Source organism: Novosphingobium sp. BL-S-19 (assembly GCF_055521675.1).
Window position 1 is genome coordinate 145,765 of sequence record NZ_CM145498.1, and the last position, 13,709, is coordinate 159,473.

The 13,709-nt window shown below is 64.9% G+C and carries 12 protein-coding genes; 7 read left to right on the top strand and 5 right to left on the bottom strand.

Going from position 1 to position 13,709, the window contains the following annotated elements; all coding sequences use genetic code 11:
- Positions 1–6: 6 nt before the first annotated feature.
- Positions 7–615, bottom strand: a complete 609-nt coding sequence (gene pdxH / locus ACZ1JV_RS09145) for a pyridoxamine 5'-phosphate oxidase (protein ID WP_465151319.1) — start codon at positions 613–615, stop codon at positions 7–9.
- Positions 616–848: 233 nt separating this feature from the next.
- On the opposite strand from pdxH, the gene ACZ1JV_RS09150 reads away from it, so the two are divergent.
- Complete coding sequence (locus tag ACZ1JV_RS09150) at positions 849–1,817, top strand: DnaJ C-terminal domain-containing protein (RefSeq protein ID WP_465151320.1); 969 nt, start codon at positions 849–851, stop codon at positions 1,815–1,817.
- A 207-nt stretch (positions 1,818–2,024) separates the two neighbouring features.
- On the opposite strand, the gene mnmA is transcribed toward ACZ1JV_RS09150, so the two are convergent.
- On the bottom strand, positions 2,025–3,197 hold the full coding sequence (gene mnmA, locus ACZ1JV_RS09155; protein ID WP_465151321.1) for a tRNA 2-thiouridine(34) synthase MnmA: 1,173 nt from the start codon (positions 3,195–3,197) through the stop codon (positions 2,025–2,027).
- A gap of 162 nt (positions 3,198–3,359) precedes the next feature.
- Between mnmA and ACZ1JV_RS09160 the strand changes: the two genes are divergently transcribed.
- The 6 genes from ACZ1JV_RS09160 to ACZ1JV_RS09185 all read left to right on the top strand — a co-directional run bounded on the left by ACZ1JV_RS09160 (position 3,360) and on the right by ACZ1JV_RS09185 (position 10,849).
- A complete protein-coding gene (locus tag ACZ1JV_RS09160; RefSeq protein ID WP_465136710.1) occupies positions 3,360–3,692 on the top strand; it encodes a hypothetical protein in 333 nt (110 codons plus the stop codon).
- A gap of 2 nt (positions 3,693–3,694) precedes the next feature.
- Positions 3,695–3,994, top strand: coding sequence for a CtrA inhibitor SciP (gene sciP, locus ACZ1JV_RS09165; protein WP_132387726.1), 300 nt, complete (start codon positions 3,695–3,697; stop codon positions 3,992–3,994).
- Positions 3,995–4,324: 330 nt separating this feature from the next.
- Entirely contained in the window at positions 4,325–5,527 is a 1,203-nt protein-coding gene (locus ACZ1JV_RS09170) for an efflux RND transporter periplasmic adaptor subunit (protein ID WP_465136709.1), read from the top strand.
- A 16-nt stretch (positions 5,528–5,543) separates the two neighbouring features.
- Positions 5,544–8,987 carry an efflux RND transporter permease subunit gene (locus ACZ1JV_RS09175; protein WP_465151322.1) on the top strand — a complete coding sequence of 1,148 codons (3,444 nt, stop codon included), beginning with the start codon at positions 5,544–5,546 and terminating at the stop codon, positions 8,985–8,987.
- A gap of 99 nt (positions 8,988–9,086) precedes the next feature.
- Positions 9,087–10,307, top strand: coding sequence for a DUF445 domain-containing protein (locus ACZ1JV_RS09180; RefSeq protein ID WP_465151323.1), 1,221 nt, complete (start codon positions 9,087–9,089; stop codon positions 10,305–10,307).
- The gene (locus ACZ1JV_RS09185; protein ID WP_465151324.1) at positions 10,304–10,849 is read left to right on the top strand and encodes a GNAT family N-acetyltransferase; all 546 of its coding nucleotides are present in this window, start codon (positions 10,304–10,306) and stop codon (positions 10,847–10,849) included. The genes ACZ1JV_RS09180 and ACZ1JV_RS09185 overlap by 4 nt, the downstream gene beginning before the upstream one ends.
- A gap of 95 nt (positions 10,850–10,944) precedes the next feature.
- On the opposite strand, the gene ACZ1JV_RS09190 is transcribed toward ACZ1JV_RS09185, so the two are convergent.
- The 3 genes from ACZ1JV_RS09190 to ACZ1JV_RS09200 form a co-directional block, all read right to left on the bottom strand.
- Positions 10,945–11,745, bottom strand: a complete 801-nt coding sequence (locus tag ACZ1JV_RS09190) for an energy transducer TonB (protein WP_465151325.1) — start codon at positions 11,743–11,745, stop codon at positions 10,945–10,947.
- 212 nt (positions 11,746–11,957) lie between these two features.
- Positions 11,958–12,887 carry an electron transfer flavoprotein subunit alpha/FixB family protein gene (locus ACZ1JV_RS09195; RefSeq protein WP_465136704.1) on the bottom strand — a complete coding sequence of 310 codons (930 nt, stop codon included), beginning with the start codon at positions 12,885–12,887 and terminating at the stop codon, positions 11,958–11,960.
- Positions 12,887–13,633, bottom strand: a complete 747-nt coding sequence (locus ACZ1JV_RS09200) for an electron transfer flavoprotein subunit beta/FixA family protein (protein ID WP_465136703.1) — start codon at positions 13,631–13,633, stop codon at positions 12,887–12,889. Before ACZ1JV_RS09200 ends, ACZ1JV_RS09195 begins: the two co-directional genes overlap by 1 nt.
- Positions 13,634–13,709 lie beyond the last annotated feature (76 nt).

Genomic DNA, 13,709 nt, shown 5'->3' on the forward strand with positions numbered 1-13,709 from the left:
GAACCGTCACGGGTAGAGCAGCGAGCTGGTCCAGCCCGAATCGCCTTGTACGAAGCGGCGGCGTTCGTGCAGGCGGTAGGGCCGGTCCTGCCAGAATTCGATGGCGGATGGGACGACGCGATATCCGGTCCAGTGCTTCGGCCGTTCGACCTCGCCGCCCTCGAACCGGTCCTTTACCTCTTCGTAGCGGGACAGGAAAGTCTCGCGGCTGTCCAGCGGGGCGGACTGGTCGGAGGCGACGGCACCCAGCTGCGAATCGCGCGCGCGCGAATGGAAATAGGCATCCGCCTCGGCATCGGTTACGGGCGAAAGCACGCCCTCGATGCGGATCTGGCGGCGCAGGCTCTTCCAGTGGAACAGCAGCGCGACATGGGGATTCGCCGCGATTTCCTGCCCCTTGCGGCTGTGGCCATTGGTGTAGAACACGAAGCCGTCCGGGCCGTAGTCCTTCAGCAGCACCATGCGCACCGAAGGCACGCCGTCCGCCGTCGCCGTCGCCAGTGCCATGGCGTTCGAATCATTGGGCTCCGTCTCGCGCGCCTCGTCGTACCAGGTCTGGAACAGCGCGATGGGATCGCCATGGGGGATGACTTCGCGCGCCTGTTCAGCTTCCATATTCGCTTCCTGAATTGATGCGGGCCTCCCATGGCGATGGCGGCCGGCACAGTCTACACGCTCCCCCGGAAGGAATCCCGGGCCGCGACGTCCTTACCTGCGTTGCATCGGGCCTGCCTTGACCCGTGGCAAATCCGGTTGGGGCGGAAGGACATGCGTGCCGCCATAACTCCGGTGTAGGAACTAGGAAAGTGTCGCTTGCCGAGCGGCGCGCGCGATCCTAGCTAGGGCACATGGCAGCAGACCCTTATTCCACCCTTGGCGTATCGCGTACGGCCAGCGAGAAGGAAATCAAATCCGCCTATCGCAAGCTGGCGAAGGAACTTCACCCCGATACCAACAAGGACAATCCGAAAGCGGCCGACCGCTTTTCCGAAGTGACCTCCGCTTACGACTTGCTTTCCGACAAGGACAAGCGGGCCAAGTTCGATCGCGGTGAGATCGATGCGGATGGCAACCCGATGGGCTTCGGCGGTTTCGGTGGCGGTGCGGGTGGCGGTTTTGGCGGCGGCGGCTTCGGCGGCGCCGGCCAGCGCGGTTTTTCGGGCGGCTTCGGCGGGAACGATGGGATCGACCTGGAAGACCTGTTCGGCGGGATCTTCGGCGGCGGGCAGCAGCGCGCGGGTGGTTTCGGCGGAATGGGCGGCGGTGCCGGCATGGGTGGCCGCTCCCGCGCGGCGGCGCGTGGCGCCAACGTTTCCTACCGCCTTTCGGTGCCGCTGCTGGACGCGGCCGAACTCAATCCGCAGCGCATCACCCTGTCCGACGGCAAGACCATCGACCTCAAGTTGCCCACCGGGCTGGAGGACGGCACCCAGATGCGCCTTACCGGCAAGGGTGAGCAGGGACCGGGCGGTGCCGGCGATGCCATCATCACCATCCAGATTCAGCCGCACGCCTTCTTCCGTCGCGATGGCGACGATCTCCGCCTCGATCTGCCGGTGACGCTGGACGAGGCGCTGCACGGCGCCAAGGTTAAGACGCCCACGCCTTCGGGCGCGGTGATGCTGTCGATTCCGGCGGGCGCCAGTTCGGGCAAGGTCATGCGCCTGAAGGGGCGCGGCATGACGCGCAAGGACGCCACACGCGGTGACTTGCTGATCAGCCTTGAAATCACCCTGCCGGAAAACGACGCCGATCTGCTCAAGCGGCTCGAAGGCTGGAAGGACAGCCGCGACGTGCGCGGCAAACTGGGGGTCTGAGGGCGGCCCCCGATAGGTAAGGCCCGCTAAAGAAAACACCAACAAGATCCTCGTCGCCCTCGCGTAGGCGGGGATCCCGCTTCTTCTTTGCCATGCGCGCAAGAAAAGCGGGGCCCCCGCCACGCGAGGGCGACGAATTGGGTGAGCAAGGTCCTGTTAGGTGTGCATGTAGGGAACGGGGGAGAACTATCCCCTCGTCACACCTTTTTATTCGTCCGCAATTGCCGGCGTAGTCCCGTCGATCCAGCCGCCGCCGATCACGCGGTCGCCCGAATAGATCACCGCCGCCTGACCCGGCGCCACGCCATATTCGGGCTCGGCAAAGCGGATCGTCGTCTCGGCACCTTCGCCGAACGACCCATCCAGCACGATCGGCACGGGCTTGGCCAACGAACGGACCTTGGCCGTCAGCGGACCGGCAGGCAGCGGGCCGATGCGGTTGGTTTCGATCACGCGCGCGGCCGAAACGCCCAGCAGGCGACGCGGGCCGACTACCACGCGGCGGCCTTCCGCCTCGATTCGCGTGACGTAGAGCGGTTCGGGCTGGCCGCCGATCTCGATCCCGCGGCGCTGGCCGACGGTATAGTGGATGATGCCGCGATGGGTGCCCAGTTCCTCGCCGGTCAGGGCGTGGACGATCGGGCCGGGGGCGTTGCCTTCGGGGCGCACTTTGGTGACGACCTTGGCATAATCGCCGTCGGGCACGAAGCAGATGTCCTGGCTGTCCGGCTTGGCGGCGTTGCGCAGGCCGGCGGCTTCGGCCAGGCGGCGCGTCTCGGTCTTGGGCAGACCGCCCAGCGGGAAGCGCAGGAAATCGAGCTGGGCTTCGGTGGTGCCGTAAAGGAAATAGCTCTGGTCGCGCGCCGGATCGGTGGCGCGGTGCAGTTCGGCGCCGGCCGGCCCCATCACCCGGCGCACGTAGTGACCGGTGGCCAGGCAGTCGGCCCCCAGATCGCGCGCCATCGTCAGCAGGTCGGTGAACTTCGGCCCCATGTTGCAGCGGATGCAGGGGATCGGCGTGCGGCCGGCCATGTAATCGTCGGCAAAGCGATCGACCACTTCCTCGCGGAACTGGCTCTCGTGATCGAAGACGTAATGGGCAATGCCCAGGCTGTCCGCCACGGCGCGCGCGTCGCGAATGTCGTCGCCGGCGCAGCAGGCGCCCTTGCGCCCGGTGGCGGCGCCATAGTCGTAGAGTTGGAGCGTCACGCCGATGGTCTCGGCACCGGTGGCGGCGGCCAGCGCGGCGACGACGGAACTGTCGACGCCGCCGGACATGGCGACGACGATGCGCCGGGCGTTAACGGGCGCGGGGAGCTGGAACAGGTCGGCGGGGTCGATGCCGGCCACCAGTCCGGAAAGGTCGGAAAGGGCGGTCATGCGCGGGCCCATACAGGGAACGGCGCAAAAATCCTAGCTTTCTCGTGCGTCTTCCAAGGCGCTGGCAGGGCTATCCAAATCCTCACAACGGTTAATCAAGGTGAAGGACAGGTAAACGCGGCCTTTACCGTCCTTTGACCAACCCTGTCGTAAGGACGGGGCATGAACATCGCTTTTGAACATGAAACCTGCAAAGCGGGGCATGCGTCAGGTCGCGACGGCGAGGAGTTCATCCCGGAGTTCGCACCGATCGACTGGTTTGCCTTGCGCTCGCGATTCTTTGCCGCGCATGACCTAGGTGTGACTCTTGCGGAGAATTCACCACCTGTGCGCCTGCATCGACGCGGCAGTTTCGCTGGCCCGGCGGCCGATGCGTTACACGCGTATGACGAGGGGGTACGAAGTGTTAACCCAAATGATTTAACCATTCGCAAGTCTACGACAGTCAATTTCGCTTCCGTCGCCGGCGGACGCAACACCGGCGCACGAGGGTGATGATGATCGAAAACCAGAAGATTCGTCCCGCGCAGGTGATCGGGCCGCTTGGCGAGCCCTTGACGCTGGATAGCCTGCCGCCGCCGTCGACCACGCGCTGGGTTGTGCGCCGCAAAGCCGAAGTCGTGGCCGCCGTGAACGGCGGGCTGCTGACGATCGACGAAGTGTGCGAACGCTACAAGCTGACGCTGGAAGAGTTCGCCTCATGGCAGCGCGCGGTCGATCGTTCGGGCATGCAAGGCCTGCGGGTGACCCGCATCCAGCACTACCGCGATCTTTACGAGCGTCAGCAGAAGTACTGATCGGTTTTTTAACAGGGCTTGCAAGAGCCCGGCAGACGGCGGCGACCCCCGGTTCGCCGCCGTTTTGCGTTTTATTCCGGGGTTTCAATAAATTCATCGACGCAAAGGCCCAGCAACATCGCGCTCGACGCTGGTCGATCAAGGATTGCTGCAGGCCGACAGTAGATTGCCACCGATCTGCCGCAGGTATATGTCGTTTCGGGTGTTTTTTACCGCCGTGAAGGCGGCGCGTGTCTTTGTGCGCGTGCTGTAGGCGGCGGCATGAACCGGTGCGGCCATGGGGGCTGGCAGGGTCATGACTAGGGGGCAATCGCAGGATTTGCGGTGAAGATGAACTACGACAGCAGAATTGACGCCAGGGAGAACAATCACGTGGCCATGTCCGGCAGCCCGCTGGAGGGTGACGTCGATCAGGATCGCAAGTCGCGCAAATGGCTCTGGATAATCATCGCCGCCGCCCTGGTTGTGGTGGCGATCTGGTTCTTCGTCCATAGCGGCAACGCGGACGACAAGGCCAAGGATGCCGATGTCCAGACCCCGGCGGTCACCGTCGTGGTGCCGGGCCGCACTTCGGTGCAGGGCGAGATTTCCGCCACCGGTTCGCTGGCCGCGCGCCGCGACATGCCCGTCGGCTCGGTGGGTGAGGGCGGACAGGTGCGCGCCGTCATGGTCGAACCGGGCGATTGGGTCTCGCAAGGCCAGGTCCTGGCGGTGGTAGACCGTTCGGTGCAGAACCAGCAGCAGGCCAGCCAGTCCGCGCAGATTTCGGTCTCGCAAGCGGATGCACGTTTGGCACAGGCCAATCTGGACCGCGCGCTCAAGCTGGTCGATCGCGGCTTCATCTCCGCGGCCGACATCGATCGCCTGACGGCCACCCGCGATGCCGCCATGGCGCAAGTCAAAGTGGCGCGTGCGCAGCTTGGTCAGCTTCAGGCGCAAGCGGCGCGGCTCAACATTCTTGCTCCGGCGTCCGGCCTCGTGCTCCAGCGCAATGTCGAAATGGGGCAGGTCGTCGGCGGCGGCAGTTCCGTGCTGTTCCGCCTCGCCAAGGACGGTGAGATGGAATTGCTGGCCCAGCTGAGCGAGGACGATCTGGCGCGCGTCAGCGTCGGGGCGGAAGCCAAGGTCGTGCCGGTCGGGTCGAACCAGACCTTCATCGGCCATGTCTGGCAGATTTCGCCGATGATCGATGCCACCAACCGCCAGGGCGTGGCGCGCATCCTGCTGGCCTACAACCCGGCACTGCGTCCGGGCGGCTTTGCCAGCACGACGATCGGCAGCGGCACCGTCGATGCGCCGGTCCTTCCGGAATCGGCGATCCAGAACGACGACAAGGGCCCCTTCGTCTATGTCGTCGACAGCAAGAACAAGGTTCACCGCCGCACCGTCCAGACCGGTCTCGTCACCGCGCGCGGCATCGTCGTGAAGTCGGGCCTGCAGGGCGACGAAAAGATCGTCCTGCGCGCCGGCGGTTTCCTCAACGATGGCGACACGGTGAAACCCCGCGTCGTCACCGTTGCGAAGCCCGATTGATACGGACACCCCAGCGATGAGCCTTCGCAACATCTCGGCCTGGTCGATCCGCAATCCGATCATTCCGATCGTCTTCTTCATCGGCGTGATGGTCGCCGGCGTGGTTTCGTTCATGCGCATGGACGTGAACAACATGCCGGATATCGAATTTCCCGGCGTCCACATCTCGGTCTCGCAACCGGGTGCGGCGCCAACGGAAATCGAAACGCAGATCACCCAGAAGGTAGAGGCCGCGGCCCGTTCGGTGCCCGGCGTCGAGGAAATCCAGTCGACCGCATCGGAAGGCAATTCCTCCACCTTCGTGATGTTCTCCATCGGTACCAATCCCGATGTCGCCACCAACCAGGTGAAGAACGCGGTCGACCAGATCCGCAGCGATCTGCCCGACGGCATTCTGGAACCGCAGGTAATCAAGGTGGAAGCGGGCGGCGATTCGCTCGGCTACTTCGCGGTGAGCGCCGATGACATGACGATCGAGCAGCTCAGCTGGTTCGTCGACGATACGATTTCCAAGCAGTTGCTGGCGATCGACGGCATGGCCTCGGTCGAGCGTAACGGCGGTGTCGATCGCGAAATCCGCGTGGTCGTCGATCCCGAGCGCATGATCGCGCTGGGCGTCAGCGCCAGCGCCGTCAACAACGTGTTGCGTCAGGTCAATACCGACGCGGCGGGTGGTCAGGCGGAAATCGCCGGGTCGCGCCAGTCGGTCCGCGTGCTGGGCAATGCCGAGACCGCCTACGACCTTTCGCAGACGCGCATCAATCTGGGCGGTGGCCGTCAGGTCAAGCTGTCCGACATCGCGCAAGTCTATGACGGCTATTCCGAACGCACGCGCATCGCCAAGCTTCATGGCCGCGAAGTGGTGACCTTCGGCTTCCAGCGCGCGCTCGGCGCCTCGGACGTCGCCGTCTACGATGCGGCGATGAAGTCGCTGGACAAAATCCGCAAGGAAAACCCCAACGTCCACATCACCCGCCTGTTCTCGGACGTGGACTACACCAAGGGGCAGTACACCAGTTCGATGGAGGCGCTGGTCGAAGGCGCGGTGCTGGCCATCGTCATCGTCTACCTGTTCCTGCGCGACTGGCGCGCGACGCTGATCTCGGCGATCGCGATCCCGCTTTCGGCGATCCCGACCTTCTGGTTCATGGACCTGCTGGGCTTCACGCTGAACTTCCTTTCGCTGCTGGCGCTCAGCCTCGTGGCCGGCGTGCTCGTCGATGACGCCATCGTCGAGATCGAGAATATCGTGCGCCATATGCGCATGGGGAAATCGGCCTATCAGGCGTCTATCGACGCGGCGGACGAAATCGGCCTTGCGGTCGTCGCCACCACTTTCTCGATCGTCGCGGTGTTCTTGCCGGTGGGCATGATGCCGGGCATTCCGGGGCAGTTCTTCAAGGCGTTCGGCCTCACTGTCGTGGCGGCGGTGCTGATGAGCCTTGCGGTCGCGCGCCTGATCACGCCGATGGTCGCGGCCTACTTCCTCAAAGCCCACGGCCATGCGGAACATGGCGGCGGCAAGGCCATGGACCTGTACATGAAGGTCCTTGCCTGGACGCTGGACAGCACGGAAGCGCATCGCCGCAAGGCGGCGCTGGTCAAGGCGCAAGGCCGCTGGTGGTTCTATCCCTTCGCCGCGATTGCCCTGCTGGCGCTTTTCGCTGCCGGAATCGGTTTGGCCATTGCGATCTTCATGGCCGCCAAGATGGGCTTCGAGAAAGTCGGGCTGGACAAGGCCGCGCTCGTTCTGGCCGCGGTGGTCGCACCGCTGGGTGTTCCCGCCGGCATCTTCGTGCTCGGCTGGCTCCTGCGCCTGTTCGCCCAAACCGTTGGCAGCTTTGGCGCTTGGTATCGCTACTTCACCGACCGCATCATCGCGCGGATGCACGATCACCGCTTCTTCGCGTTCTGCGCGGGCATCTACGCACTGGTGGTGACCTTCGCACTGCTGGCAGGCCTGCCCTCGCAGTTCCAGCCGAACACCAACAACGACACCAGCCAGGTCAATATCGAGATGGTGCCCGGCACCACGATCGAGCAGACCGAGCAGGTGGCGGCCAAGGTGGCGGCGCTGATCGAGGCGCAGCCCGAGGTGGAACGCGTGCTGGTGGCTTCCCGTGAGGGCAAGGGTTCGCTCTACCTCGCGCTCAAGCCGGCGAAGGAACGCAAGGCGACCAGCATCGAGTTCGAACGCCGACTGGCTCCGCAGCTTCAGGACATTCCCGATGCGCGCGTAACCTTCGCCACCCAATCGGGCGGCACCGGCAGCGGCCGTGACATCTCGGTCATGCTGTCAGGCAGCGATTCCGTGCTGCTGAAGAAGACCGCGCAGACGCTGGCGGACCAGATGCGCACGGTTCCGGGCGTGGTCGCTCCGCGTATCGCGGCCGACCTGCAGCGCCCCGAACTGGTGATCGTGCCGCGCGTCGATCTGGCCGCGCAGCTTGGCGTCACCACGCAGGCGCTCAGCCAGACGATCCGTATCGCCACGCTGGGTGAGATCGACCAGAACGCGGCCAAGTTCTCGCTGTCGGACCGTCAGGTGCCGATCCGCGTGATCCTTGCCCGCACTTCGCGCCGCGATTTCTCGACGATCGAGAACCTCCCCGTCACCACCGCCAGCGGCGGCTCGGTACCGCTGAAGCGCGTTGCCGAAATCCGCTTCGGCGCCGGCCCCACGCAGATCCAGCGCTACAACCAGTCGCGTCGCATCTTCGTCGGTGCCGACTTGGGCGAAGGGCAGGTCAAGGGCCCGATCATGGAGCAGATCCAGAAGCTGCCGATCATGAAGAACCTGCCCACGGGCGTCTCGAACGAGGCGGTGGGTGAGGACAAGTGGCAGGCGGAAATGGTGACCAGCTTCATCGTCGCGGTCATCAGCGGCATCTTCCTGGTCTTCGCGGTGCTGGTGCTGCTCTATCGCCGCTTCGTCTCGCCGCTGGTCAACATGGCCTCGCTGCTGCTGGCGCCGCTGGGTGGCCTGCTGGCGCTGGTGGTGGTCGGCCAGCCGGTTTCAATGCCGGTCTACATCGGCATCCTGATGCTGCTGGGCATCGTCGCCAAGAACTCGATCCTGCTGATCGATTTCGCGATCGAGGAGATGGAGAAGGGCGTCGACAAGCTTTCCGCGATCATGGACGCCGGGCACAAGCGTGCGCAGCCGATCGTCATGACCACGGTCGCGATGACCGCGGGCATGGTGCCCACGGCGATCTCGCTTTCGGGTGACGCCGCCTGGCGCGCGCCGATGGGCATTACCGTGATCGGTGGCCTGCTGCTTTCGACGATGCTGACGCTGGTGATCGTGCCGGCTGCCTTCAGCCTTGCCGATGGCTTCGAAAAGCGCATCGGGCCGTGGTTGCGCCGCAAGCTGCTCACTTACGAGCCGCACCACGCGCACGATTCGGGCCACGCGCACGGGCCGGAAGCCCTGCCGCAACCGATCGCGGCGGAATGAGATGCGGAAGGAACCTTGCCGCCACCCGTGCGTAACGTCTTGGTGGTAAGGCAAGATCTGCTCGGGTCCGTTGGGCCAAAGGCGGACAGGGCGCGGCAGATGCGCATGTTCGCGACGGGGCTGCTGCTGTTTATGGCGGCAGCCTTTGTCGTGTTGAAGCATCTGCTGGCAATCCATCCTGAATGGAGCCTGCCGCTGGGCTATGCCATTTCCTTCACGGAAGCGGCGATGGTCGGCGGACTGGCGGACTGGTTCGCGGTCACCGCGCTGTTCCGCCACCCGCTGGGCCTGCCGATCCCGCACACTGCGATCATCCCCGAGAACAAGGATCGCATCGCCGATTCGATGGCGACCTTCCTGCGCGACAATTTCCTGACGCCGCAGGTCGTCGCGCGGCGGCTCAACGGCTTCAACATCGCCGCGAGCCTGGGTGGCTTTCTGGCCGATCCCCGGCGCGAGGAGCAGTCGCGCATTCGCGCTGGTGCCGCCCAACTGGTGGGCGACATTCTTGAATCGCTCGATCCCGAAGAGATGGGCGGCATGGTCAAGGCGGGCCTGCGCCGCCAGATCGAGAAGATCGACGCTGCGCCGCTGCTGGGCCAGATACTGGAAAACGCGATTGCCGAAGGACGGCACCGGCCACTGCTGGAAAGTGTGTTGCGCAAGGTCGGTGAGGCGATCGAAGCCAACGAGCCGATGATCCGCGAGATGATCCACCAGCGCGCCAATTCGATCATGCGCTGGACCGGGCTGGACGAGCGGCTGGCCAACGGCGTGCTCGATGGCGCCTATCGCCTGCTGGCCGAAGTGATCGTCCAGCCGGATCATCCCTTGCGCGGCAAAGTGGATGAGGCGCTGACCAAGCTGGCGCACGACTTGCGCCACAGTCCGGAGACTCAGCTGCGGGTAGAGCGAATCAAGGCCGACCTTCTCGCCAACCCGGCGATGAGCGCCTGGATCGACGGGATGTGGGAACGCACCCGCTCCGGCTTGCTCAAGGCCGTGCGCAATCCCGACAAGGCGCTTTCCGGCGCCTTGGGTGAGAGTCTTTCCCAGCTGGGCCAGTCACTTGGCGAAGATCGCCGCTTGCAGTACATGGTCAATCGCTTCGCCCGCCGCACGCTTGTCGGCGTGGCGTCGCGTTATGGGGGTGAGATTGTGCGGCTGGTTTCGGAAACTGTGAAACGCTGGGATGCGCGGACCGTGACGGACCGCATCGAAGGCGCGGTGGGGCGCGATCTCCAGTTCATCCGCATCAACGGCACGCTGGTGGGCGGCCTGTTCGGCCTCTGCATCCATGGCGTGGACCAGTTGCTGTGACCGACGGCCCTTTCCTCCGGACCGAGCGCTTCGAACTGTGGAAGCCCGCTGCGGACGATCTGGACGGCCTGTGCCGGCTGATCGCGGATGAGGATACGCGCCGCTATCTGGGGCCGGCCTCGGCAGATCCGATGGAGCAATTCAACCGTCTGGGCCGCAATGCCGGCAGCTGGTCGCTATACGGCTACGGCACGCTCTATGTCCGCCGGCCGGGGGAACCCGACCTGCTGGGCAATTGCGGCGTGTTCCACAGCTGGCGCGGCTTCGGCAAGGGCATGGACGATACGCCCGAGGCGGGCTGGATCGTCCGCAAGGATTGCTGGGGGCAGGGGCTGGCGCAGGAAGTCATGCGCGCCGCGCTCGCCTGGTTCGACGAGACCCACGGCCCGCGCCGCGTTGCCTGCATGATCGATGAAGGCAATGCAGCGTCCGAACGTGTGGCCAATGCGCTGGGCTTCGTGCGCTACGGCCGGCATGAGCCCGAGGATGGCCGGGTCAGCGCCATCAACCTGTTCGAGCGGCTTCCGGCCAGCGGGGGCTGAATGCCCGTCCGATCCCGCCCGAGCCAATAGCCGACCGTGGCGGCGGACAGGGTCCCCGGCCCATGCACGTGATGGCGGGCAGGGCCGATCCCGCTCTAGAGCACCCAGTGAATGGTCGTGACGAAGTATGATGCCACCGGACGACCCTGCGCATCCAGCGCGGGTGTGAAGGCGGAATGTTCGATGAAGACCTTGCAGGCGATCTGCTCGAACTTGGGGTTGCTGTAAGAGCGCTGGATGGCGCAGTCTTTCGGCCGGCCCTCGGCATCCACCAGCACGCGCATATTGATCAGGCCCTGCTTGCCCATGAACGCCAGATCCTGCGGATACCGGTTCTGCAGATAGCTGACGGTCGCGGTCGACGGCTTGACCTTGCGAGAGAGCGAGGCCTGCTCTGCCGGATCCAGTCCCCACTTTTGCACCATGTCATCGGTACACTTGCGCAGCGCGGCGAAAGGCTGGTCGAGAGGGCCGGTGTCCAGGGTGAGCTTGCGGACGCCCCAGAATACCGTGATCTTGCCGATCTTCCGCTCGGTTTCCGCGGTGACTTTCGGCGGCTCGTCGCTACCCGGCTCTCGAACGCCGAGGCTGGAGGTGACGAACAGTGCGGGGATGCCTTTGCCATATTCGCCGTGTCGGGCGTGGTCGTCGATCGATTCCGGTTGGCGGTCGCCATAGGCGAGCTCCAGGCCGGTATCGTGGACGCTGCCGCGCAGTTCCTTGCCGATGAGCACGAGCTGATAGGAATCGCCCGGCGAGAACTTCTCGAACCGCATGATGAAAGGCGATTCGCTGCTCCCGAAGCCGCGCGCCAGCGAACAGCTGTTGTCCGCCCAATCGACGGTCCACGGCGTGACCGGGTGCAGTTCCAGCTTGAGTTCGGCGGCCGTCGCCACCTGGGCCCCCAGGCATGACAATGCGATCGCAGTGAAAGCGATATTCCTCACGAAGTTCCCCGCCTTTTCGCGCCCCCGGCGCGCCCCGGACGCCCCGACACAGCCGTGGTCGAAGCGCCTCTTTTCCGGGTTCTCCCTATAACGCCGCGAAGACAAACGAAAACCCCGGCCGTTTCCGGCCGGGGCTGCGCTTATCAAATTTTCACGGACGATCAGAGCTTGCCGGTGAGTTCGGGAACGGCGCTGAACAGGTCCGCCACCAGCCCGACGTCGGCGACCTGGAAGATCGGGGCATCTTCGTCCTTGTTGATGGCGATGATGGTCTTGGAGTCCTTCATGCCCGCAAGGTGCTGGATCGCGCCCGAGATGCCCACTGCGATGTAGACTTCGGGAGCCACGATCTTGCCGGTCTGGCCGACCTGGTAGTCGTTGGGCACATAGCCCGCGTCGACCGCCGCGCGCGAGGCGCCGACGGCGGCGCCGAGCTTGTCGGCGAGCGGCATGATGACCTGCTCGAAGGTTTCCGAATCCTTCAGTGCACGGCCGCCCGAGACGATGACCTTGGCGCTGGTCAGTTCCGGACGTTCCGACTTCGCGAGTTCGGCACCCACGAAGCTGGAGAGACCCGCATCACCCGCACCGGCGACGTCTTCGATGGCAGCCGAACCACCCTCGGCAGCGGCCTTTTCGAAGGCCGTGCCGCGCACGGTGATCACCAGCTTGGCATCGCTCGATTCCACGGTCGCGATGGCGTTGCCGGCGTAGATCGGACGGGTGAAGGTCTTCTCGCCCTCAACCGAGAGGATGTCCGACAGCTGCATCACGTCGAGCAGCGCGGCAACACGCGGGGCGACGTTCTTGCCGGTGGTGGTGGCGGGCGCCAGGAACGCGTCGTGGTGGCCCATCAGCTCCACGATCAGCGGCGCGACGTTCTCGGCCAGGGCGTGTTCGTAGGCGGCGTTGTCGGCCACGTGGACCTTGGCGACGCCGGCGATCTTCGCGGCGGCTTCGGCAGCGGCGCGGCAGCCCGAGCCGGCGACCAGCAGGTGAACTTCACCCAGCTTGGCGGCGGCGGTGACGGTGTGGAGCGTTGCGTCCTTGACCAACGCGTTGTCGTGTTCGACCCAAACGAGCGTCTTCATCAGGCGACTCCCAGTTCCTTGAGCTTTGCAACCAGCGCATCGACGTCGGCAACCTTGACGCCTGCGACGCGAACCGGCGGCTCCGAGACCTTCAGGGTCTTGAGGCGCGGGGCGATGTCGACGCCGTAATCGGCGGCAGTCTTCACATCGAGCTGCTTCTTCTTCGCCTTCATGATGTTCGGCAGCGAAGCGTAGCGCGGCTCGTTGAGGCGCAGGTCGGTGGTGACGATCGCGGGCAGAGCCAGCTTCACGGTCTCCAGACCGCCATCGACTTCGCGGGTCACGGCAACGTGATCGCCGTCGATCTCGACCTTGCTGGCGAAAGTGCCCTGCGGGCGGCCGAGCAGCGCGGCGAGCATCTGGCCGGTCTGGTTCGAATCGTCGTCGATCGCCTGCTTGCCGAGGATCACGAGGCCGGGATTCTCTTCGGCGACGATCGCCTTGAGGATCTTGGCGACGGCCAGCGGCTCAACCTCGGCATCGGTTTCGATCAGGATCGCGCGATCGGCACCCATGGCGAGTGCGGTGCGCAGCGTATCCTGCGCCTTGGCCGGGCCGACCGAGACGGCGACGATCTCTTCAGCCTTGCCCGCTTCCTTGATGCGGATGGCTTCTTCGACCGCGATCTCGTCGAACGGGTTCATGCTCATCTTGACGTTGGCCAGGTCAACACCCGTGCCATCCGCCTTCACGCGCGGCTTTACGTTATAGTCGATCACCCGCTTTACGGGCACGAGGATCTTCATCTGATCGGGTCCTCTCAGTTTCAGGCGCGGCGTATTTAGCCGCTCGATTAAATCCACTCAAGGCCCGCCTAATAGG

What these genes read in the sequence shown, in the direction of transcription:
- pdxH (WP_465151319.1), bottom strand. Translation starts at nt 615, where the DNA reads ATGGAAGCTGAACAGGCGCGCGAAGTCATCCCCCATGGCGATCCCATC.
- ACZ1JV_RS09150 (WP_465151320.1), top strand. Translation starts at nt 849, where the DNA reads ATGGCAGCAGACCCTTATTCCACCCTTGGCGTATCGCGTACGGCCAGC.
- mnmA (WP_465151321.1), bottom strand. Translation starts at nt 3,197, where the DNA reads ATGACCGCCCTTTCCGACCTTTCCGGACTGGTGGCCGGCATCGACCCC.
- ACZ1JV_RS09160 (WP_465136710.1), top strand. Translation starts at nt 3,360, where the DNA reads ATGAACATCGCTTTTGAACATGAAACCTGCAAAGCGGGGCATGCGTCA.
- sciP (WP_132387726.1), top strand. Translation starts at nt 3,695, where the DNA reads ATGATCGAAAACCAGAAGATTCGTCCCGCGCAGGTGATCGGGCCGCTT.
- ACZ1JV_RS09170 (WP_465136709.1), top strand. Translation starts at nt 4,325, where the DNA reads ATGAACTACGACAGCAGAATTGACGCCAGGGAGAACAATCACGTGGCC.
- ACZ1JV_RS09175 (WP_465151322.1), top strand. Translation starts at nt 5,544, where the DNA reads ATGAGCCTTCGCAACATCTCGGCCTGGTCGATCCGCAATCCGATCATT.
- ACZ1JV_RS09180 (WP_465151323.1), top strand. Translation starts at nt 9,087, where the DNA reads ATGCGCATGTTCGCGACGGGGCTGCTGCTGTTTATGGCGGCAGCCTTT.
- ACZ1JV_RS09195 (WP_465136704.1), bottom strand. Translation starts at nt 12,887, where the DNA reads ATGAAGACGCTCGTTTGGGTCGAACACGACAACGCGTTGGTCAAGGAC.
- ACZ1JV_RS09200 (WP_465136703.1), bottom strand. Translation starts at nt 13,633, where the DNA reads ATGAAGATCCTCGTGCCCGTAAAGCGGGTGATCGACTATAACGTAAAG.